This window comes from Nocardioides sp. T5 (assembly GCF_048161455.1).
In the GTDB taxonomy this organism is placed as follows: domain Bacteria; phylum Actinomycetota; class Actinomycetes; order Propionibacteriales; family Nocardioidaceae; genus Nocardioides.
In genome coordinates this window covers 3,286,323-3,306,974 of record NZ_CP182415.1, presented here as the reverse complement: position 1 = coordinate 3,306,974, position 20,652 = coordinate 3,286,323, and the positions used below count along the sequence as shown (strand labels likewise).

The following is a 20,652-nucleotide window of genomic DNA, read 5'->3' as shown; positions in this document are numbered from 1 at the left end:
TCAGCGCGCGAGCAGCACCATGACCTCGTAGTGGGTGGTGTGCGGGAACATGTCGAGCACCCTCGCCTCGACCGGCCGCAGCGACGGCATCAGTGCCAGGTCGCGCGCGAGCGACTCGGCGTTGCACGACGAGTAGACGACGTGACGCACGCCTGACGTCTCGAGCCAGGCCGCCAGGTCGGAGCCGATGCCGCGCCGGGGCGGGTTGACCACGACGAGGTCCGGCACCGCGTCCGAGCCGAGGGCGTACGCCGTCGCGTCCGCCGCGACGAACTGCGCCGCCACGCCGAGCTCGGCTGCCGTTGAGCTAGCCGCGTCGACGGCGTCGGCCGACACCTCCACACCCAGGACGTCACGGCCCGGTCCGGCGAGGTGGAGCGCGAAGCCACCCACGCCGCAGTAGAGGTCCCAGGCCGTATGCACCTCGGGGAGCGCCGCGACCCACGAGCGCGCCTGGTCGTACAACGCCTCGGCGACACGTGTGTTGGTCTGGAAGAACGACCGCGGGCCGAGCCTCAGCGTGACCCCGGTCGCGAGCCGCATCGGCAGCGTCGACTCCGCCGTCAGGACGATCTCCCGCTCACCCTCCAGCACGGCCTTGTGCTCGGGCTGGAGGTTGATCGTCACCACCCGCAGTGCCGGCACGGCCTCGAGGAGCGCAGGCAGGCGGGACCGGACGCGCGCCTCCAGCGCCGTCGAGCGCATCACGAGCCGGAGCATGAGCTCACCGTCGGGCGACTCGGTGAGCAGCACGTGCTTGAGCTCGCCGCGCCGCGCCCCGACGTCGTACGGCGTCAGACCGGCGTCGCTCACCCACGAGCCGACGCGGTCGAGGGCCGCCCGGAGGCCGTCGGAGTGCAGGCCGCAGTCGCGCAGGTCGACCCCGACCAGGTCACGGTCGAGGATGCCCAGCGTCATCGCGTCGACGGTCCCCCCGACCGCCATTTTGGCCTTGTTGCGGAACCCCACGTCGGGGCCCGCCACGGTCGGCAGCCACACCGGAGCGGACACGAGCCCGCGGGCGTGCGCCTCCTTGTCGGAGAGCTGGTCGTCGCGGGTGGTGCCGAGCAGCGTGCACGATCGGCACCGGTACGCGTCGAAGTGGTGACAGCGTGGGAGCCCGTCGACGACCGCGAGGCTGGACGCGGGCGCCGCGTCAACCACCGATGCGGGAGCCCATCCACTCCTCGACGCCGGCGGACGTGCGGGGGAGCGAGGCCGAGAGGTTCCGGTTGCCGTCGGCGGTGACGAGGATGTCGTCCTCGATGCGGATGCCGATGCCGCGGAGCTCCTCGGGGACGAGCAGGTCGTCCTCCTGGAAGTAGAGACCCGGCTCGACGGTGAGCACCATGCCCTCGGCGAGGTCGCCCTTGGGATAGATGTCGGCCGACGAGCGACCGCAGTCGTGGACGTCCATCCCGAGCATGTGCGACGTGCCGTGCAGGGTCCAGCGGGCGTAGACCTTGGACTCCGGGTCGAGGGCCTCCTCCGCGGAGACCGGCAGCAGCTGCATGTCCTCGAGGCCGTGGGCGAGCACCTTCATCGCGGCGTTGTGGGCGGCGAGGAACGGCACTCCGGGGCGTACGGCGTCGATGCCGGCCTGCTGCGCCGCGAAGACGAGGTCGTAGAGCTCGCGCTGCAGCGACGTGAAGCGTCCGTCGACCGGGAGTGTGCGCGTCACGTCGGCGGTGTAGAGGTTGTGCCCCTCCACACCCATGTCGAGCAGCACCAGCTTGCCCGGCTCGATCGCGCCGGTGTTGTCGATCCAGTGCAGCGTCGTGGCGTGCGAGCCGCCGGCGCAGATCGAGTCGTAGCCGATGTCGTTGCCCATTGCGCGGGCGCGGCGGAAGAAGGTGCCCTCGATCCAGCGCTCGCCGAACTCGCGCACGCGGTCCCACTCGCGCACGGAGTCCTCGAAGCCGAGCGTGGTGATGTCGCAGGCCTCCTGGAGCTCGCCGATCTCCCACTCGTCCTTGACCAGCCGCAGCTCGTCGGCGACGCGGGCGAGGTCCTCGTCGCGCGTCAGGTCACGGGTCTTGCGGTCGTCGTCGAAGGACGGCAGGTCCTGGACGTGGCGCACCTCGATGCCGAGGGAGTCGGAGATCTCCTGCGCCGACGGGCGACGACCGGCCCACAGCTCGCCGTACTGCCGGTCCCGGAAGAACTCGTCGGTGTCGCGCTCGGAGCGGGGCCGTGCGTAGAGCACCGACTCGCCGTCCTCGATCACCAGCACGGCGTCGGAGGTCTGGTTGCCGGAGAAGTAGGTGTGGGCGGTGTCGGGCCGGAAGCGGTAGTCGGTGTCGTTGGCGCGCACCTTGAAGGTCCCGGCGGGCAGCACGAGGCGGTCGTCGGGGAACGCAGCGACGAGCTTCGCGCGACGCTCGGCGGCCCGGTCGGCGACCGGGTGCCGCTGCACGTCGAGCGTGCGGTCGCCCCAGCCCTCGCGCATGAAGGCGGCGTAGGCGGCCGGCACGGCGGGGTCGTGCGACTCGGTCTTCGGCTGGTCGGCGGTCTCGTCGACGCTCTGGACGGTCTCGGCGGGGATCTCGGCAGTCGGCTCGCTCACGCGGTCACTGTACGACGCTGGCGTGCCGGTCGGGCATGCGCCAAGGCAGACCTGACGTCCGGGCGAGCGACCACGTTCACCGAGCGGTCGTGAGCGGTTCACGCGCCGCCTGTGGGGTGCAGCCATGCCGTCTGCGAGACACGTCCTGCGCTCCCTCACCACCCTGGCCGCCTCGGTGGCCCTCACCGCGGGGACACTCGCCGTGGCGACGCTGCCGGCCCGGGCGGCGGCCGGCCCGCCGGCGCTCGTGGTCACCGAGATCAACGTCGACTCGAGCAACCGGCCCACCGCCGACGGCTCGTCGGTCGACGCCTTCGAGTTCGTCGAGGTGCGCAACACCACCGACGCCCCGATCAACCTCGCCGACGCCGGCTACTCCGTCGTCTACCTGAGCGGCACCACCCAGAAGACCCTCACCCACGACCCCGCCGCCACGGTGCCCGCCAACGGCACGCTCGTGATGTGGCCGCGGCACAGTGGCTTCACGGGCGACGCGGCCCTGTCCGAGCAGGACTTCCGCGACTTCTACACCGGCCTCGGATGGACGGGCTCCTACGACCTCGCCGTCCTCTCCGGCCAGAACGGTCTGAACAACGGCGGCACCACGATGTGGATCCGCCGCACCGACGCCGGCGCCACCACCGACGTGGCGCAGGTCAGCTGGACCTCCGGCGACAAGGGCGTCGACAAGACGGTGGAGTACGCCGTCCCGTCCGACGGCACCGCGGTCCACCGCGTGCTCGCCACCCAGCAGGCCCCCAACCCCGGCGCGGTGCGCGACGAACAGCTCGCCACCGGTCAGGACGGGGACCCGGAGGAGCCCCCGGCCGAGGAGCCCGGTGTGCCGACGCAGCCGCCGGCGCCTCCGACGGACCCCGACCTGGATGCACCGATCCTGCAGGTCACCGAGGTCGCCCCCGACACCGCCAACGTCGGCGGCGCCGACGCCTACGAGTTCGTCGAGGTCTACAACGCCTCCGACGCCCCGGTGGACTTCCGCGACTTCACCCTCAACTACCTCTACATCGACGCCAACGCGGTCACCACCAACCAGGCGCTGTGGCCGGCCGTGCCGCGCGACGCGGTCATCGACCCCGGCCAGACGCTCGTGCTGTGGGTGAAGAACGCCGCGAACGAGGCGATGACCGCCGACGACTTCAACGCGGCGTTCGGAGAGAGCCTGACGGCCGGTGAGGACCTCGTCGAGCTGCGCACGGCGGGCATGTCCAACGGCGGCCTGCGTGGGATCCAGGTGATGACCAACACCGGCATCGACACCAGCACCTCCTACTACTTCACCGACGCCCAGACCACGGCCACCACTGCGATCCAGTACGCCTGGAACCCGGCCGACTCGCCCGACCACCTGTGGGTGCCGCAGCCCAAGGACGGAACCGTCCAGACGATGACGCTGCTCGATGCCCCGACACCGGGCTACACCCACGCCGACCAGGTCCCCGACGGCCTCGTCGCCACGCCGGCCAACGACACGGCCCCCAGGATCGACGACCTCACCGGCGGCCCCCTGCTGCCCGAGACCGAGGACCTCACCCTGGGCTTCGACGTCCGCGACGACCACCAGGTCCGCACGGCCGAGCTCACCCTGGCCACCGACGTGGGCGACCCGATCACCCGGTCGCTGCGCTTCGAGTCGCCCGACCGGTTCGTCTACACGATCCCCTCCGTCGACCTCTACGGGAAGCAGTGGGTCGACTACACCCTCGAGGTGTCCGACGGCACCCACACCACCACGCTCGGCCCGGTCCGGATCGACCTGGGCGAGGGGCCGCGGCCGCCCGTGCGGCTCAACCACGCCGACGGCGACTTCGTCTCCGGCGACGCGCCGGTCACCGCCACCACCGACGGCGACCCGTCCGGGCTCTCGCTCGCCATCGACGGCCAGCAGGTCGACGACGTCGTACCGTCCCTGGAGGCGTCGCCGCGCTTCGCCTTCGAGGCCACCAACACCGACGCCTTCTTCCGCAACGGCGTGAAGATCGGCGACGAGGTGCTGACGGTCTTCGACGAGGGGTTCTACGAGCGCACGGAGACAGTCGCGGCCGACGTCCCCCTCGAGCAGGTGGTCAGGGGCGAGCAGGTCACGATCGGCATCTACGCCGGCACCAAGGCCTGGCCCCAGCCCGACGCGAACGAGAACAACGACGACTGGGTCGCCGTCGACCCGCGCCTCGCGCTCCCCGACGGGAGGGTGCTGCGGCCCGTGTCGTGCGCCGGGGCCGGCGAGGGCCAGGAGCCCACGGAGCGCAGCTGCCCCGCGCCCGACGCCCGGATCGGCTTCTCCGACGCCAACCTCGTCTACTTCCTCGCCACCTTCGACGTCCCCGACGACGCGTTCGACTCGGTGCTGCACCAGTGGGACACCACGGCCGTCGCGGACGGGCAGCACACGGTCACCGCTGCGGCCGGTGGCCAGTCGGCCACCCGGACGCTGGTCGTCGACAACTCCGCACCCCAGATCAGCGCCACCGTCGAGGACGGCGCCACCATGCGCGGGTCGTTCGACGTCGACGCCCAGGCCACCGACGCCGGCTCCGGCGTGGAGTCGCTGACGGCGACCCTCGACGGGGAGGAGATCACGCTGCCGCACCCGACCTCCTCGGTCGAGCTCGAGGCAGGCGGGCACGAGCTGGTGCTCACCGCCGTCGACACCCTCGGCAACACCCGCACCCGCACGATCGCCTTCACCACGCCCGAGGAGCAGCCGTCGGCGTCGCTCCAGGCGCCGGAGGACGGCGCCGAGGTGGAGGCGGGAGACGTCACCCTGGAGGCGACGCCCAGCGACCCGGAGGGCGACGTGCTCGACGTGGAGATGCGTCGTGGCTTCCACCTGGCCGCCGACGACGAGGCCGTCACCGCCAGCGCGGGGACGGCGTACGACGCCGGGCGCGTCACGCGCGACGGCGCGGTCCTGCTCGGCGAGGACGACCTCGCGGCGATCACCACCACCGACGGCCTGGTCGCCACCACGGAGTCCGACGACCTGTTCCCCTACCAGCTCTACACCGTCGAGGTGCCCGAGGGGGCGGGCGACGACTTCACCGCCCGGGTCCACTGGTCCGGCTCGGCCAACGCCGAGGCCCGCATCGGCCTCCACGTCCTCGACGTGGCGGCGGGGGAGTGGGACGAGGTCGACGAGCACCTGAGCACCGGTGGGGCCCCGACGGAGTTCGAGCTCGACGCGCTCGTGCCGGCGAAGGACCACGTCGCGGACGGGAGGATCACCGTCCTGGTGCAGCACTCCGAGGGCTTCACCACGCCCGGCCAGAGCACGCGCGGCGACCAGGTGCCGCCGTACTCCGCGAAGGGCGTGACACCGCGCGACCAGTACGACTTCACGGTCGCGTGGGAGTCCGACACGCAGTACTACAACCAGAACCCCGACTTCTACCGGCACCAGCGCGCCATCCACGACTTCCTCGTCGGGCAGCGCAAGAACCTCGACCTGCAGTACCTGATGCACACCGGTGACATCGTCAACGACTGGGACCAGCCGGCCCAGTGGGAGCGTGCCGACGTCGCCTACCGCGACCTCGACGAGGCGGGCATCCCCTACAGCGTGCTCGCCGGCAACCACGACGTCGGCCACCACCGCAACGACTACGGCGCCTACGGCCAGTGGTTCGGCGAGGCCCGCTACGCCGACAAGCCCTGGTACGGCGGGTCGCACGAGAACAACCGCGGCAGCTACAACCTCGTCAGCGCCGACGGCGTCGACCTGATGGTCGTCACCATGGGCTGGGGCGCCGGCGACGCACAGATCCGCTGGATGAACCGGGTGATCGCCGAGCACCCCGAGCGCAAGGTGATCCTCAACCTGCACGAGTTCATGCTCACCACGGGCGGGCTCGGCCCGATCCCGCAGCGGATCATGGACGAGGTCGTGACGCCCAACGCCAACGTCATCGCCGTCGGCTCCGGTCACTACCACGACGCCTACACGCGTCTCGACGAGATGGACGACGACGGCGACGGCGTCGCGGACCGCACCGTCTACTCGATGCTGTTCGACTACCAGGGCCTGCCCGAGGGTGGCCTGGGCTACCTCCGCCTGCTGCACTTCGACAACCAGGGCGGCCGCATCGTCGTTCGGACCTACTCGCCGTCGCTGGACGACTTCGACTCCGAGGACCCGTCGCTCGAGCCGGTCCACCAGGAGTTCGAGATCCCCTACGCCGCCTCGGGGCTGACGCCGCGGACCAAGACGCTGTCGACCGACGAGCTGAGCGTCGACATCCTCACCACCGAGCGGATCGCCGCGTTCGACGATGTCGCGAGCGGCACCCCGCTCACCGCCACCTGGAACGTGGAGCCGGGGGAGCACGGGTGGTACGTGCGCACCGCCGACCCCTACGGGGCCGTCGACCACTCCGTCGTGCACACCTTCACGGCGGCCGGTGAGACCACCGTCCCGCCGACCGACCCGTCGACTCCGGACCCCACCACGCCGGCTCCGGACCCGACCACGACGCCGACGCCCGTTCCGGGCTCGGTCGTCGCCGGCACGCCGACGCTGCGGGGCAAGCCCCGCGTGGGCCGCGAGCTGCGCGTGGACCCCGGCACCTGGAGTCCGGGCGCCACGCTCACCTACGCCTGGTACGCCGACGGACGGCGGCTCGGGGGCGAGGCCGGGAACGTGCTGGAGCTGCGTGCGCGGCACCGCGGGGCTCGCATCAGCGTCGACGTCACGGGAGCCGCCGAGGGCCTCACCCCGACGACCGCTGCCGTCGAGGACGACGCCGACGTACGCCGCGGGCGGCTGGCGGGTCCGCGTCCGCGGGTCCTCGGCCGGCCGTCGGTGGGAGAGGTCCTGCGGGTGCGGCCGGGTGACTGGACCGCCGGCACGAAGCTCCGCTTCGTCTGGCTGGCGGACGGCAAGAAGGTGGGGACCGGGAAGCGGCTCGCGCTGCGGCCGACCCATCGCGGCGAGCGGATCTCGGTGCGGGTCGTCGCGCGCAAGCGCGGCTACGAGACCTCGCGTCGGACCAGTCGGCCCACCCGGGCCGTCAGGCCCCGCTGACGGGACGCCCGAAGGGGTGCGGCGGCGGACCGGCCGCCGCACCTGCTCCGTTAGGGTCGGACCCATGCAACGAGGCCGCCGCGACAGTGTCGCCTTCACCGTTGTGGTGGCGGCACTGGTGCTCCTCGGCGGGGTCGTCATGGCCGTGGTCGTCGCACTGTCGGGGGCGCCCGGATCCCTCGCGCTGGCGGCTCTCCTCGCGGCGGTCCCGGTCGGTCCGCTGGTCGGCTGCTTCATGTGGCTCGACCGCTACGAGCCCGAGCCGCGCAACCTCCTCGTCGCCGGCCTGCTCTGGGGCGCGTTCGCGGCCACGGGCGCGGCCATCGTCTTCCAGGGCCTGGGCCTGGCCGGCGGCGCCACCGAGCGCGACGTGCTCGGCGTCGTCGCACCCGTCACCGAGGAGGTGACCAAGGGTGCGTTCCTGTTCCTGCTCCTGTGGTGGCGCCGGCACGAGCTCGACGGCGTGCTCGACGGCATCGTCTACGCCGGCATGGTCGGCATCGGGTTCGCCTACACCGAGAACATCCTCTACCTCGCTGCCGCCTACGACGGCACGGACGGGCTCGGCCCCGGCGGCACGACCGCCCTGACGGCCACGTTCGTCGTCCGCTGCCTCATCAGCCCGTTCGCCCACCCCTTCTTCACCGCGTTCATCGGCATCGGCGTGGGTCTCGCGATCGTCTCGCGGCGGACGGGGGTGCGACTTCTCGCGCCCGTGGTCGGCCTCGCGCTGGCTGCCCTCCTGCACGGCGTGTGGAACTACTCCACCGTCTCCGGCACCACCGACTTCTTCGTCGTCTACGGCACGTTGATGTTCCCCGGGTTCCTCGGCGTGGTCGCGTTCGCCGTCTACCGGCGTCGCTCCGAGCGTCCGCTGCTCGCCCGGGCCCTGCAGGACGCCGCGGACCGCGGTCTGCTGCCCGCCACCGACATCCCGTGGCTGGTCGACCTGCGCGCCCGGCGGCACGCGCGTCGGTGGGCCCGCCACCAGGGCGGACCGATGGCCGAGCGCGCGATGCGGGAGTACCAGGCCGCCGCCATCGAGCTCGGCTACCTCCACCACCGCTACCTGCGCGGCACGGCGCCGACCGACTTCTCCGTACGTGGCCAGGAGCACGTCGAGGAGCTGCGCCGGATCCGCCCCTACATCTCCTTCCCCGGACAGGTGGTCCCCACGCGATGACAGGCCCCGACAGCACGACCGCCATGGTGACCGCCCTGGTGCGGCTGCGCGGCGCCCTGCAGGAGGCGCGACTGCCGCTCGAGCTCCCCGGCGCGGAGGAGCAGCGTGCCGCTCGCACCGAGATGGTCGACCAGCTCGAGGACTACGTCATCCCGCGCCTGATGACCCTCGACGCGCCGTTGCTCGCGGTCGTCGGCGGGTCCACCGGCGCCGGCAAGTCGACGCTGGTCAACTCCGTCGTCGGCACCCGTGTCACCGCTCCCGGTGTCCTGCGACCCACGACGCGCTCGCCGGTGCTGGTGCACCACCCCGACGACGCCCGGTGGTTCGGCCAGGACCGCCTGCTGCCCGAGCTCGAGCGGGTCGACCGCCAGACCAACGACCCCGCCGCGCTGCAGCTCGTCCCGTCACCGGTGATGGCGCCCGGGCTCGCGGTCCTCGACGCCCCCGACATCGACTCGGTCGAGGAGCAGAACCGCGTGCTGGCGGCCCAGCTGCTCGCCGCCGCAGACCTGTGGCTCTTCGTCACCTCGGCTGCCCGCTACGCCGACCAGGTGCCGTGGGACTTCCTGCGCAAGGCCGCCGACCGCTCGGCCGCGGTCGCGATCGTGCTCGACCGCACGCCGCCCGAGGCGGTCGACACCATCACCACCCACCTGGCCCGGATGCTCGCCAGCCGCGGCCTCAAGGACTCCCCGCTCTTCGTGGTCGAGGAGGGCGAGGTCAGCGACATGGGGCTGCTGCCCTCGTCGTCGGTCGCCGAGATCCGGCAGTGGCTGCGCGCCCTGGCCGAGGACCAGGAGGCCCGGCAGTCGGTGGTGCAGCAGACGCTGGACGGCGCGATCCGCACGCTGGCGCGTCGTACGCACTCGGTGGCGGACGCCGCCACCGAGCAGGTCGACGCCGTACGCCGCCTGCGCGAGGACGCCAACGAGGCCTACGACCGGGCCGTGACGGCGGTCGGCGAGGCGTCGGCCGACGGCACCCTGCTGCGCGGCGAGGTGCTGGCCCGCTGGCAGGAGTTCGTCGGCACCGGCGAGCTGCTGCGCTCGCTGGAGACCCGCGTCGGCTGGATCCGCGACCGGGTCGTCAACGCCGTCAAGGGCAAGCCCCAGCAGGCCGAACGCGTCACCGTGGCCGTCGAGTCCGGCCTCGAGACCCTCATCCTCGAGCACGCCGAGGCCGCGGCCGAGCGCGCCGAGGCGTCCTGGCGCAGCACCGCAGCCGGGCAGATCCTGCTGCGCGACGCCGGTGAGGACCTCGGTCGCGCCTCACGCGACTTCCGCCGCCGTGCCGAGCGCGCGGTCCGCGACTGGCAGTCCGACGTGCTCGACATGGTCCGCACCGAGGGCGCCGAGAAGCGCTCGACGGCCCGCTTCCTCGCCTTCGGCGTCAACGGCCTGTCCGTGGCGCTCATGGTCGTCGTCTTCGCCCATACCGCGGGCGTCACCGGAGCCGAGGCGGGCATCGCCGGCGGCTCCGCGATCCTGGGCCAGAAGCTGCTGGAGGCGGTCTTCGGCGACCAGGCCGTCCGTTCGTTGGCCGAGCGCGCCCGGCAGCGGCTCGAGTCGTCGATGCGCGACCTCCTCGACGCCGAGCGCCGCCGCTACACCGACCTGCTCGACACCATGGAGGTGTCGCCCGAGACGCCCGAGCGGATGCGCGCGGCAGCACGCAAGGTCGACGACCTCCGCTTCGCCGCGACGCGCCGCACACCCGAGCCGGCAGCCGACCCGGACTCTGTGGATGACGCCCCCTAGGGTTGGGGTGCACAGCACCACTCGGACGGTGAGGAAGTCATGACGTCGTTGCTCGAAGGGGCCAAGAAGCTGGTCACCAGGAGCTCTGACATCGGCGCGCGCGTCGACGGACTCGAGCGCGCCGCCGAGGCGGCGCGCGGTCGCGTCGACGACGCCGTGGTCGACGACGCCGGCGCAGTCGCCGCGCGCGCGGCGAGCCGACTCAAGCTGTCCGCTGAGCACACGGTGGTCGCGCTGGGCGGCGCCACCGGCTCCGGCAAGTCCTCCACGTTCAACGCGTTGAGCGGCCTCGAGCTCGCCGCGGTCGGCGTACGCCGTCCCACGACGTCGTGGGCCACCGCGGTCGTGTGGGGCAAGCAGGGCGCCGAGGAGCTGCTCGAGTGGCTGGGCATCCCCGCCCGCCACCAGGTCACCCGCGACTCGATGCTGTCCAAGGCCGACGAGGACGTCGAGATGCGCGGCGTCGTGCTCCTCGACCTGCCCGACCACGACTCCACCGAGGTGTCCCACCACCTCGAGGTCGAGCGGCTCGTGCAGCTCGCCGACATGATGGTGTGGGTCCTCGACCCGCAGAAGTACGCCGACGCCGCGATCCACGACCGCTTCCTCAAGCCCCTCGCGGGCCACCAGGACGTGATGCTGGTCGTGCTCAACCACATCGACACCGTGCCGGAGGACCGCCGCGCGGGCATGGTCGACGACGTACGACGCCTCCTCGAGGCCGACGGCCTCGCCGGGGTCCCGGTGCTGCCGGTCAGTGCCCGCCACGGCTGGGGCATCCAGGAGCTGCGCGGCATGATCGCCAAGCGCGTCGCGGAGAAGAAGGTCACGCGGTCCCGTCTGGAGGCCGACGTGCGCACCGCTGCCCAGCGCCTGGAGGCCGCCACCGGCACCGGCAAGGTGCCGACCCTGTCCAAGGAGCGCGTCGCCGCGCTCGACGACGCGTTCGCCGACGCGGCCGGCGTGCCCACCGTGGTGAAGGCGGTCGCCGACTCCACCCGGATGCGCGCCAACCGCGCGACCGGCTGGCCCGTCACCTCGTGGTTCTCCCGGCTCAAGCCCGACCCGCTCAAGCGCCTCCACCTCGACCTCGGCTCGGCCGGCAAGGAGCTCACCGGCGCCGCGCGCACCTCCGTGCCGCAGGCGACCGGCGTCCAGCGTGCGCGCGTCGACACCGAGGTGCGCGCGCTCGCCGACCAGGTGGGGGAGGGCATGGCGCCGTCCTGGGCCGGCTCGGTGCGCGCGGCGTCGGTGTCGCGGCTGCCCGACCTCAACGACCGTCTCGACCGCGCCGTCGCCGCGACCGACCTCGGGGCCACCAGGATCCCCTGGTGGGCCGGGCTCGTGCGCGTCCTGCAGTACGTCCTCATCGTCGCCGCGATCGTCGGCGCCGGCTGGCTCGCGCTGCTGGCCCTCGGGTCCTACGCCCGGCTGCCCGAGCCGCCCACCCCGGAGGTGGGGGCCTTCCCGCTGCCGACCCTCCTGCTGCTCGGGGGGATCGGCCTCGGCCTGCTCCTCGCCCTCGTCTGCCGCTGGCTCGTCGCGCTGACCGCCAGGTCGCGGGCGCGGGCGGCCGACAAGCGCCTGCGCGACGCGATCTCCGAGGTCTCCGCGGAGATGGTCGTCGCCCCGATCGAGGCCGAGCTCGCCTCCTACGCCGCCGTGCGCGAGGGACTGGCCGCCGCGCTCCGCTGAACCTCCGCTCGACCGTCGCTGGCCACCTCGCATCCACAGCCACGCGTGGCGCGGGGTTGTCCACAGCTCGCGGCCGGCCCGGCCCCCGACGTCGGTCGGGGCGTCGAGCCTTGGGTGATCGCGGCGGACCCACCGCCGCCGGCACTCGGAGGCAGACACCATGAACGACACCCAGATCACGCTGACCGGCCGGATCGGCGGCGACGTCACCCTGCGCGAGATCACCGGCGGGCGCGCGGTCGCCACGTTCCGGCTGGCGTGCACCCCGACCCGCTACCGCGACGGCGAGTGGGTCAAGGGCACCACCTCGTGGCACACCGTCAAGGCCTGGAACCGGCTGGGCCGCCACGTCGCAGCCTCGCTCGCGAACGGCGACCCGGTCGTCGTGCACGGCCGGCTCGTGGCCGACCTGTGGGAGCGGGACGGCAAGCCGCAGACCTCCTTCGAGGTCGTCGCCTCGGCCGTGGGCCACGACCTCTCCTTCGGCACGACGGTGCTCACGCCTCCGGTCCCGGCGACCGACTCCGTGGCAACGCCCGAGGCGGCCCCGGTCGTGACCCCCGCGGTCACCGAGGCGGGGGAGGTCGAGCAGCCGGCGCGGGCGGCGTGAGGCGGCGGTCGGAGGCGGTCCCGGGCGACGGGTGCGATTGTCGGCGCGGGGGCGCTTCCCCGTAGGCTCGCCTGCATGGCTGAGTACGTCTTCACACTGCGCAACGTGCGCAAGGCCCACGGTGACAAGGTCGTCCTCGACAACGTCACCCTCTCGTTCCTCCACGGCGCCAAGATCGGCGTCGTCGGACCCAACGGCACGGGCAAGTCGTCGTTGCTCAAGATCATGGCGCAGCTCGACCACGCCAACAACGGCGACGCGATCCTCGACCCCGACGCCACGGTGGGGATGCTCCAGCAGGAGCCCCCGCTGAGCGAGGGCAAGACCGTCCTGGAGAACGTCGAGGAGGCCGTCGGCGAGCTGAAGGCGAAGATGAAGCGCCTCGAGGACGCCTACATGGAGATGGGCGAGCCCGACGCCGACCAGGACGCCCTCATGGAGGAGACCGGCAACCTCCAGACCGAGCTCGACAACGCCAACGCGTGGGACCTCGACAGCCGCCTCGACCAGGCCATGGACGCGCTGCGCTGCCCGCCGCCGGACGTGCTGGTCGACAACCTCTCCGGTGGTGAGCGCCGCCGCGTCGCGCTGTGCAAGCTGCTCCTCCAGCAGCCCGACCTGCTGCTCCTCGACGAGCCCACCAACCACCTCGACGCCGAGTCGGTCCAGTGGCTCGAGGGGCACCTCGCCTCCTACCCCGGCGCCGTCCTGGCCGTCACCCACGACCGCTACTTCCTCGACAACGTGGCGCAGTGGATCCTCGAGCTCGACCGCGGCAAGGCGCACCCCTACGAGGGCAACTACACGACGTACCTCGAGACCAAGAAGGAGCGCCTCAAGATCGAGGGCCAGAAGGACGCCAAGCGCGCCAAGGTCCTCGAGCGCGAGCTCGAGTGGGTCCGCTCCAACGCGAAGGCCCGCCAGACCAAGAGCAAGTCCCGTCTCGCTCGCTACGAGGAGATGGCCGCCGAGGCCGACCGGATGCGCAAGATCGACACCTCCGAGATCAACATCCCGGCCGGTCCGCGACTCGGCGACGTCGTCCTGGAGGCCGAGAAGCTCGGCAAGGGCTTCGAGGGCCGCACCCTGATGCACGACGTGTCCTTCAAGCTGCCGCGGGCCGGCATCGTCGGCGTCATCGGCCCCAACGGCGTCGGCAAGACCACGCTGTTCCGGATGATCACCGGCCAGGAGGAGCCCGACGAGGGTGACCTCAAGGTCGGCCAGACGGTCAAGATCTCCTACGTCGACCAGAGCCGCGGTGGCATCGACCCCAACAAGAACGTCTGGGAGGTCGTCTCCGACGGGCTGGACTTCATCAAGGTCGCGAACTTCGAGATGAACAGCCGCGCCTACGTCGCGTCGTTCGGCTTCAAGGGCCCCGACCAGCAGAAGAAGGCCGGCGTCCTCTCGGGCGGTGAGCGCAACCGGCTCAACCTCGCGCTGACGCTGAAGATGGGCGGCAACATGCTGCTGCTCGACGAGCCCACCAACGACCTCGACGTCGAGACGCTGTCCTCGCTCGAGGACGCGCTGCTCGACTTCCCGGGCTGTGCCGTGGTCACCTCGCACGACCGGTGGTTCCTCGACCGCGTGGCCACCCACATCCTCGCCTGGGAGGGCGACGACGAGGACCCGGCCCAGTGGTTCTGGTTCGAGGGCAACTACGCCGCCTACGAGGAGAACAAGATCGAGCGGCTCGGCATCGAGGCCGCCCGCCCGCACCGGGTCACCCACCGGCGCCTCACCCGCGACTGAGACGAGCACCCGGCGCCCCGGGTCAGGACTGTCGGATCTCCGACTCCGGGTGCCGGGTGACCAGGTGGTCGGACACCCGGTCGAAGACCCGTCCCACGGCGGCGAAGTCCTCGGCCGGCACGAGGTCGACGATGTTGCGTCGTACGCTCTCGACGTGGCACGGCGCCGCGCGCACGAGCAGGTCGTAGCCCTTCTCCGTCATCGTCGCGACGACGCCGCGGCCGTCCTCGGGGGTGGTGCCGCGGGTGACGTAGCCGACGGCCTCCATCCGAGCGACCGTGTGGGTGACCCGGCTGCGCGAGTGCGCCATCGCGTCGGCGAGCTGCGCCATCCGCATCGCCCGGCCCGGTCGCTCGGACAGGCGGACCAGGATCTCGTACTCGCCCAGTGACATGCTGAACTCGCGGCGCAGGTCGTCGTCGAGTCGCTCGAGCAGCAGCGTGATCCCCATCATCAGGGCACGCCAGGAGTGCTGCTCGTCATCACCGAGCCAGCGCGGCTCCCCTGTCGCGGTCATGGGGCAAGCCTAGTGCGGGAAGGCCGCAGAACGGCTCAGGAGAGCCGCTCGAGGATCATCGCCATGCCCTGGCCGCCGCCGACGCACATGGTGATGAGGCCGGTCGTCTTGTCGTGCCAGTCGAGGCTGTTGAGCATGGTGTTCTGCAGGCGGGCGCCGGTCATGCCGAACGGGTGGCCCACGGCGATGGCGCCGCCGTTGACGTTGAGCCGGTCGAGGTCGATGCCGAGGTCCTGGTAGGACGGCACGACCTGGGCGGCGAAGGCCTCGTTGATCTCGACCAGGTCGATGTCGTCGATGCCCATGCCGGCGTACTTCAGGGCGTTCCGGGTGGCCTCGACCGGACCGAGGCCCATGATCTCGGGGGAGAGGCCGGACACGCCGGTGGACACGATGCGCGCCAGCGGGGTGAGGCCGAGCTCGGCGGCCTTGGTGTCGGACATGACGACGACCGCTGCGGCGCCGTCGTTGAGGGCGCAGCAGTTGCCGGCCGTGACGACGCCGTCGGGGCGGAAGACCGGGTCGAGGCCGGCGATGGCCTCGTACGTCACTCCGGCGCGCGGGCCGTCGTCCTGGGTGACGACCGTGCCGTCGGGGGTGGTGACGGGGGTGATCTCGCGTGCCCAGAAGCCGTCGGCGATGGCCTTCTCGGCGAGGTTCTGCGAGCGGACGGCGAACTCGTCGAGCTCCTTGCGGTCGAGTCCACGCATCCGCGCGACGTTCTCCGCGGTCTGGCCCATCGCGATGTAGATGTCGGGCAGCTGGCCGTCCTCGCGGGGGTCGTGCCAGTCCTGGCCGCCCTCGGCGAGCTCGGCGGTGCGGGCCCCGGCGTCGGTGAAGAGCGGGTTGCGGGTGTCGGGGAGGTGGTCGGACGTCCCCTTGGCGAAGCGCGAGACCGTCTCGACACCGGCGGAGACGAAGATGTCACCCTCGCCCGCCTTGATGGCGTGGAAGGCCATCCGCGTGGTCTGCACCGACGAGGAGCAGTAGCGGGTGACGGTGGCGCCGGGGACCTCGAGGCCGAGGAGGGTGGTCACCACGCGGGCCATGTTGTTGCCGGACTCCCCGCCCGGCAGGCCGCAGCCGAGCAGCAGGTCCTCGATGGCGTGGGGGTCGAGGTCGGGGACCTTGTCCAGCGCGGCCTGCACGGCGAGGACGGTGAGGTCGTCGGGACGGAAGTCCTTGAGCGAGCCCTTGTTGGCGCGGCCGATGGGGGTGCGCGCTGCGGAAACGATCACTGCCTCGGGCATGGAGAACTCCGGTTACTCGGCGGTTGCACGGTCTCTCCGCACCCTAGTGCGGGACGTGGGCTCAGGTCTGCGCCGGGTTGGGTCCGAGCCCCGACAGGAGCTGCTCGACACTGTCGCTGACGAACGTACGACGACGTCGCCGGGGGAGCAGGAGCGACGCGAGCAGCACGCCGTCCAGCGCCGCGACGAGGGTCTCGGCCGACGCGCCGCCGTCCTCGTCGGCCGCCTCCATCACCCCGCGCACCATCTCGACGAGGTCGTCGCGCCACTGCGTGAAACGCTCCGCGAGCGCCGGGTCGCGGGTCGCGGCGACGGTCAGCTCGAGCCGGGCGGCCAGCAGGTCGGGCTCGCCGAGCCACCGGGAGAACAGCCGGGAGACCTCCGCGACGGCGCGCTCGTGGTCGCCGGGGCACGACGCGAGCCGGGCGCCCAGGGCGGCCACGTCGGCGGCCAGCCGGTCCGCGACGAGGTCCCCCAGGGCGCGGAGCAGGGCGTCGCGGGTGCGGAAGTAGGCCGACGAGCTCCCCTCGGGCAGCCCCGCCTCACGGTCGACCGCGCGGTGGGTGAGCCCACGGTTGCCCTGCTGCGCCAGCACGGTCGTCGCCGCCGCCAGGATCTGTCGGCGGCGCGGTGACAGCCCCTCACGCGCGTGGCTCACGCTCTCCTCCTCGTACGCCGTCCGGGTGGTTCGTGGTGGCGGGACCGCGGTGACGCAGGACACTACCGGCCCGACTTGTGCCCCGCAGCGCGTGGCGTACTCTTCTACATACGTAGAACTTCTACACTCGTAGAAAGGAACCCACCATGCAGATCCTCGACCCCACCATCGTCATCGCCCTCATGACCCTCGTCGGCATCGCCGCCCTCGCCGCCGTCACCCTGGTCCTGGTCGCGGTCCCGGCCGCGCTCCGCGAGACCCGCGGTGACCGCATCGCCCGCCGTGAGTCCGTCCCGACCTACTACGGGCGCCTGCACTTCGCCCACTGAGCCTCACCGGCGGGCCGACTGGTCATCTGCGACGATCGTCGGGTGCGCCATCTCTACCGCTGCCCGCTGAGGTGGGCCGACCTCGACCTGCTCGGCCACGTCAACAACGTCACCTACGTCGACTACCTCCAGGAGGCGCGGGTGGACATGTTCCGCACCCACGCTCCCGACAGCCGTGCGGAAGACCTGGCCGAGGGTGTCGTGGTGGTCCGGCACGAGGTGACCTACGTGGCCTCGCTGACCTTCGGCTTCGAGCCGGTCTCGATCGAGTGCTGGGTCACCGAGATCCGCGCCGCGAGCTTCACGATGGCCTACGAGGTCTTCGAGGAGGACGAGACGGGGGAGCGCACCGTGTTCCTGCGAGCGCGGACCGTGCTCACCCCCTACGTCTTCGCCACCGAGCGACCGCGGCGCCTCCACCCGGAGGAGCGCGAGTCGCTCGGTCGGCTGCTGGAGCCGGACGAGCCGGTGCGGCCCCCGGCCGCGCCGGAGGTCGTCGACGTGCCGGGCGGGCACTACCCGGTGCACGTCCGCTTCAGCGACGTCGACGTCTACGGTCACGTCAACAACGTGAAGTACTTCGAGTACTTCCAGGAGGCGCGCATCCAGCTCATGGTGGCCAGCGGCCGCGAGCTGGGCCAGGGCTTCCACCTCGTCGTCGCACAGACCGACGTCGACTACCGGCGCCCGATCCTCTTCCGCGCCGAGCCCTACGACTGCTCCACCTGGGTCTCGCACATCGGCAGCACGTCGGTCGTCTTCGAGTCCGTCGTACGTGACTCCGACGACGTGCTCGCCCGGGCGAAGGTCGTCGGCGTGTGCATCGACAGTGCGACCGGGAGGCCGGCGCCGGTGCCCGAAGAGTTCCGCGGGATGGTCGCCGCGGTCACTCCATCGAGTTGACCATGAACTGGGCTGCGTGCGTCACGTAGTCCCAGAACCTGGCGTCCTGCTCCTCGCTGAGGTCGGCCTCGTCGAGCCCGGCCCGGAAGTGGACCAGCCATCGCTGCGCTGCCTCGGGCGTCACGCGGAACGGGGCGTGGCGCATCCGCAACCGGGGGTGCCCCCGCGTGTCGCCGTACGTCGTCGGACCGCCCCAGTACTGCATGAGGAACAGCGTGAAGCGCTCCTCCGCGGGGCCGAGGTCCTCCTCGGGATACATCGGGCGCAGCAGCTCGTCCTCGGCCACGCCCTCGTAGAAGCGGTGGACGATCGTGCGGATCGTCGGCTCGCCGCCGATCTCGTCGTAGAACGTGGTCGTCACCCGGCCATTGTGTCCGGTCCCTGCCCGCGGGCTCAGGCGGGTCCCTCGGCCCGGGCGGGTCCTTCGGCCGGCGGCGTGCCGGCAGGTGCCGTCGCGGGCGAGTCCGCGGCGTCGCCGTGGGGCTCGCGCGGGTCACCGTCGCGCATCCACAGCACGCGCTGGGCGAAGGGGATCTCGATCCCCTCGTGGTCGAAGCGGTACTTGATCCGTTGGCGCATCTCACGCGCGACCGCCCACTGCTCGAGGGGCGCCGTCTTGAGCGCCACCCGCACGACCACGGCGTCCGGTCCGAGGTCCTGCACGCCCCACACCGAGGGCTCCTCGATGATGCGGCCCTTGAAGTCCTCGTCCTCCCAGAGGTCGTGGGCGACGTCGGCCAGGACCCGCCGCACGCGTGCGAGGTCCTCGCCGTACCCCACGCTCACGTCGAGAACGGTGCGGGCCCAGTTCTGGCTCATGTTGCCCACGCGCAGGATCTCGCCGTTGCGGACGTACCAGACGGTGCCGTTGACGTCGCGCAGCCGCGTGACCCGCAGGCTGACGGCCTCCACGGTGCCGACGGCCTCGCCGAGGTCGACCTCGTCCCCGACGCCGTACTGGTCCTCGAAGATCATGAAGATGCCGGACAGGAAGTCCTTGACCAGCGTCTGCGAGCCGAAGCCGATGGCCACGCCGATGATGCCGGCGCTGGCGATCAGCGGCCCGATGTCGTAGCCGAGCTCGGAGATGAACATCAAGGTGACGACGACGAGGACGACTCCCGTGACGATGCTCTTGAGCAGCGAGCCCATCGTGGCGGCGCGCTGGACACGTCGGGTGTAGCCGGGGTCCTCGCGCAGGTTGAGGGCCGTCCCCATGCGACCGCCGGAGATGGCGCGGCTGACGCGGTTGGGCAGCATCCCGTGCTCGGCCTTCTTCACGACACGGTCGATGAGCCGGTGGAGCACCCACCGGACGATGAGCCCGATGAGGATCAGTCCCAGCAGCGCCGACGGCTTTCCGACGACCCAGTCCACCGCCGTCGCGAGGGTCGAGTCGCCGGTCTGGTCCCAGGTGAGCTCGCAGAGGTTCTCGCCCTCGTCGCAGGGGTTGGTCTCGCTCCCGGAGACCTCGGTCACGTCCATGATCGGGGTGGTGAGGGGGTGAGGCATGCCCGCCAGTATGGGCGATACCCTGTTGCCCGTGACCACGCACGTCAGCCCCGTCCGCTCGTCCCGCAGCACGCGCACCCGCCGGGCGCGACGCGCCACGGCCCTCACCGGCGGCGCCCTGCTCGCGCTCCTCGCGACCCCGGCCCACGCCGACGTCCCCGAGGGCTGGGGAGGCCAGACCGAGCAGTCCGGCCTCGACGTGCTCCACTCCCTCGGCATCTTCCTCGGTGCCCCGCTCCTGCTCTTCGCGCTGATCGCCCTGGCGGTCTACCTGCCCGCCATGGTCCGCGGCGAGAAGCTCCTGCCCGACCACTCGGCCGGCGAGGCCCAGTGGATCGGCGGACCCCGCCAGGGCGTCGCCGAGCTGCCCGCGCCCGACGGTGACGACTCGCGGGCGGGTGGCGCAAGTGGCCGCTGGTGAGGTGCTGAGCGAGACCGACCGGCTGGCCCTCGACAAGACGATCCGTCTCGCGGAGCAGACCTGCCGGTTCGAGTTCTCCGTCTACGTCGGCCCCGTCGAGGGTGACGACACCCGCGCCTGGGCGACCCGTCTCCACAACCGGCTCGTGGTGCCCGCCCGCAGCGTGCTGGTGCTGGTCGACCCGCGTCGCCGTGTCGTCGAGGTCGTCACCGGCGGTGACGTACGCCGCCACCTCAGCGACGCCGAGGTCGAGCTCGCCGTCCTGGCGATGTCGTCGGAGTTCGCCACCGGCAACGTGCTGGTCGGGCTCCAGCGCGGCATCGCCATGCTCGCCGAGCACGCCCGGCCGCAGAACACCCTCCACGCCTGACCACTACACGTGACCGGGCAGTTCCTGCCCGTCACGAACGCCGACCGGGCGCTTCCTGTCCGTGTTGGTGGCAGGAAGCGCC

17 protein-coding genes are annotated in these 20,652 nt (G+C 71.9%); 10 read left to right on the top strand and 7 right to left on the bottom strand.

Annotated features, from left to right (window positions below):
- Together ACNKF0_RS16065 and ACNKF0_RS16060 are read right to left on the bottom strand one after the other, a co-directional pair.
- Positions 1-1,164 (bottom strand): methyltransferase domain-containing protein, encoded by a 1,164-nt coding sequence (locus tag ACNKF0_RS16065; protein WP_416953716.1) that lies wholly within the window; start codon positions 1,162-1,164, stop codon positions 1-3.
- On the bottom strand, positions 1,157-2,566 hold the full coding sequence (locus tag ACNKF0_RS16060) for an aminopeptidase P family protein (protein ID WP_416953714.1): 1,410 nt from the start codon (positions 2,564-2,566) through the stop codon (positions 1,157-1,159). Before ACNKF0_RS16060 ends, ACNKF0_RS16065 begins: the two co-directional genes overlap by 8 nt.
- Before the next feature lie 124 nt (positions 2,567-2,690).
- Between ACNKF0_RS16060 and ACNKF0_RS16055 the strand changes: the two genes are divergently transcribed.
- The 6 genes from ACNKF0_RS16055 to ettA all read left to right on the top strand — a co-directional run bounded on the left by ACNKF0_RS16055 (position 2,691) and on the right by ettA (position 14,610).
- Positions 2,691-7,604 (top strand): metallophosphoesterase, encoded by a 4,914-nt coding sequence (locus ACNKF0_RS16055; RefSeq protein ID WP_416953712.1) that lies wholly within the window; start codon positions 2,691-2,693, stop codon positions 7,602-7,604.
- 64 nt (positions 7,605-7,668) lie between these two features.
- Positions 7,669-8,787, top strand: coding sequence for a PrsW family intramembrane metalloprotease (locus tag ACNKF0_RS16050; RefSeq protein WP_416953710.1), 1,119 nt, complete (start codon positions 7,669-7,671; stop codon positions 8,785-8,787).
- Complete coding sequence (locus ACNKF0_RS16045; RefSeq protein ID WP_416953708.1) at positions 8,784-10,547, top strand: dynamin family protein; 1,764 nt, start codon at positions 8,784-8,786, stop codon at positions 10,545-10,547. Before ACNKF0_RS16050 ends, ACNKF0_RS16045 begins: the two co-directional genes overlap by 4 nt.
- A gap of 39 nt (positions 10,548-10,586) precedes the next feature.
- Entirely contained in the window at positions 10,587-12,242 is a 1,656-nt protein-coding gene (locus ACNKF0_RS16040; protein WP_416953706.1) for a GTP-binding protein, read from the top strand.
- Between the two features lie 160 nt (positions 12,243-12,402).
- Entirely contained in the window at positions 12,403-12,852 is a 450-nt protein-coding gene (locus ACNKF0_RS16035; RefSeq protein WP_416953704.1) for a single-stranded DNA-binding protein, read from the top strand.
- Between the two features lie 75 nt (positions 12,853-12,927).
- On the top strand, positions 12,928-14,610 hold the full coding sequence (gene ettA, locus ACNKF0_RS16030; RefSeq protein WP_416953702.1) for an energy-dependent translational throttle protein EttA: 1,683 nt from the start codon (positions 12,928-12,930) through the stop codon (positions 14,608-14,610).
- A gap of 22 nt (positions 14,611-14,632) precedes the next feature.
- Here ettA and ACNKF0_RS16025 read toward each other — a convergent pair whose 3' ends face one another.
- The 3 genes from ACNKF0_RS16025 to ACNKF0_RS16015 form a co-directional block, all read right to left on the bottom strand.
- Positions 14,633-15,127: a MarR family winged helix-turn-helix transcriptional regulator gene (locus ACNKF0_RS16025; protein WP_299924952.1), complete on the bottom strand. Its 495-nt coding sequence runs from the start codon at positions 15,125-15,127 to the stop codon at positions 14,633-14,635.
- A 35-nt stretch (positions 15,128-15,162) separates the two neighbouring features.
- Positions 15,163-16,377, bottom strand: a complete 1,215-nt coding sequence (locus ACNKF0_RS16020) for an acetyl-CoA C-acetyltransferase (RefSeq protein ID WP_416953699.1) — start codon at positions 16,375-16,377, stop codon at positions 15,163-15,165.
- Positions 16,378-16,438: 61 nt separating this feature from the next.
- Positions 16,439-17,035 carry a TetR/AcrR family transcriptional regulator gene (locus ACNKF0_RS16015; protein ID WP_416953697.1) on the bottom strand — a complete coding sequence of 199 codons (597 nt, stop codon included), beginning with the start codon at positions 17,033-17,035 and terminating at the stop codon, positions 16,439-16,441.
- 146 nt (positions 17,036-17,181) lie between these two features.
- Between ACNKF0_RS16015 and ACNKF0_RS16010 the strand changes: the two genes are divergently transcribed.
- Both ACNKF0_RS16010 and ACNKF0_RS16005 read left to right on the top strand, forming a co-directional pair.
- Complete coding sequence (locus tag ACNKF0_RS16010) at positions 17,182-17,364, top strand: hypothetical protein (protein WP_416953695.1); 183 nt, start codon at positions 17,182-17,184, stop codon at positions 17,362-17,364.
- Positions 17,365-17,406: 42 nt separating this feature from the next.
- Entirely contained in the window at positions 17,407-18,267 is an 861-nt protein-coding gene (locus ACNKF0_RS16005; protein ID WP_416953693.1) for an acyl-CoA thioesterase, read from the top strand.
- Here ACNKF0_RS16005 and ACNKF0_RS16000 read toward each other — a convergent pair.
- Entirely contained in the window at positions 18,251-18,628 is a 378-nt protein-coding gene (locus tag ACNKF0_RS16000) for a globin (RefSeq protein ID WP_416953691.1), read from the bottom strand. The two genes, ACNKF0_RS16005 and ACNKF0_RS16000, sit on opposite strands and share 17 nt — an antisense overlap.
- Positions 18,629-18,660: 32 nt before the next feature.
- Positions 18,661-19,779 carry a mechanosensitive ion channel family protein gene (locus ACNKF0_RS15995; protein ID WP_416953689.1) on the bottom strand — a complete coding sequence of 373 codons (1,119 nt, stop codon included), beginning with the start codon at positions 19,777-19,779 and terminating at the stop codon, positions 18,661-18,663.
- A 31-nt stretch (positions 19,780-19,810) separates the two neighbouring features.
- Here ACNKF0_RS15995 and ACNKF0_RS15990 point away from each other — a divergent pair, with 31 nt between their 5' ends.
- Both ACNKF0_RS15990 and ACNKF0_RS15985 read left to right on the top strand, forming a co-directional pair.
- Positions 19,811-20,200, top strand: a complete 390-nt coding sequence (locus tag ACNKF0_RS15990) for a hypothetical protein (protein ID WP_416953687.1) — start codon at positions 19,811-19,813, stop codon at positions 20,198-20,200.
- A gap of 1 nt (position 20,201) precedes the next feature.
- On the top strand, positions 20,202-20,570 hold the full coding sequence (locus ACNKF0_RS15985) for a DUF5130 family protein (protein WP_416953685.1): 369 nt from the start codon (positions 20,202-20,204) through the stop codon (positions 20,568-20,570).
- The last annotated feature ends 82 nt before the right edge of the window (positions 20,571-20,652 follow it).

What these genes read in the sequence shown, in the direction of transcription:
- ACNKF0_RS16055 (WP_416953712.1), top strand. Translation starts at nt 2,691, where the DNA reads ATGCCGTCTGCGAGACACGTCCTGCGCTCCCTCACCACCCTGGCCGCC.
- ACNKF0_RS16050 (WP_416953710.1), top strand. Translation starts at nt 7,669, where the DNA reads ATGCAACGAGGCCGCCGCGACAGTGTCGCCTTCACCGTTGTGGTGGCG.
- ACNKF0_RS16045 (WP_416953708.1), top strand. Translation starts at nt 8,784, where the DNA reads ATGACAGGCCCCGACAGCACGACCGCCATGGTGACCGCCCTGGTGCGG.
- ACNKF0_RS16040 (WP_416953706.1), top strand. Translation starts at nt 10,587, where the DNA reads ATGACGTCGTTGCTCGAAGGGGCCAAGAAGCTGGTCACCAGGAGCTCT.
- ACNKF0_RS16035 (WP_416953704.1), top strand. Translation starts at nt 12,403, where the DNA reads ATGAACGACACCCAGATCACGCTGACCGGCCGGATCGGCGGCGACGTC.
- ettA (WP_416953702.1), top strand. Translation starts at nt 12,928, where the DNA reads ATGGCTGAGTACGTCTTCACACTGCGCAACGTGCGCAAGGCCCACGGT.
- ACNKF0_RS16025 (WP_299924952.1), bottom strand. Translation starts at nt 15,127, where the DNA reads ATGACCGCGACAGGGGAGCCGCGCTGGCTCGGTGATGACGAGCAGCAC.
- ACNKF0_RS16020 (WP_416953699.1), bottom strand. Translation starts at nt 16,377, where the DNA reads ATGCCCGAGGCAGTGATCGTTTCCGCAGCGCGCACCCCCATCGGCCGC.
- ACNKF0_RS16010 (WP_416953695.1), top strand. Translation starts at nt 17,182, where the DNA reads ATGCAGATCCTCGACCCCACCATCGTCATCGCCCTCATGACCCTCGTC.
- ACNKF0_RS15995 (WP_416953689.1), bottom strand. Translation starts at nt 19,779, where the DNA reads ATGCCTCACCCCCTCACCACCCCGATCATGGACGTGACCGAGGTCTCC.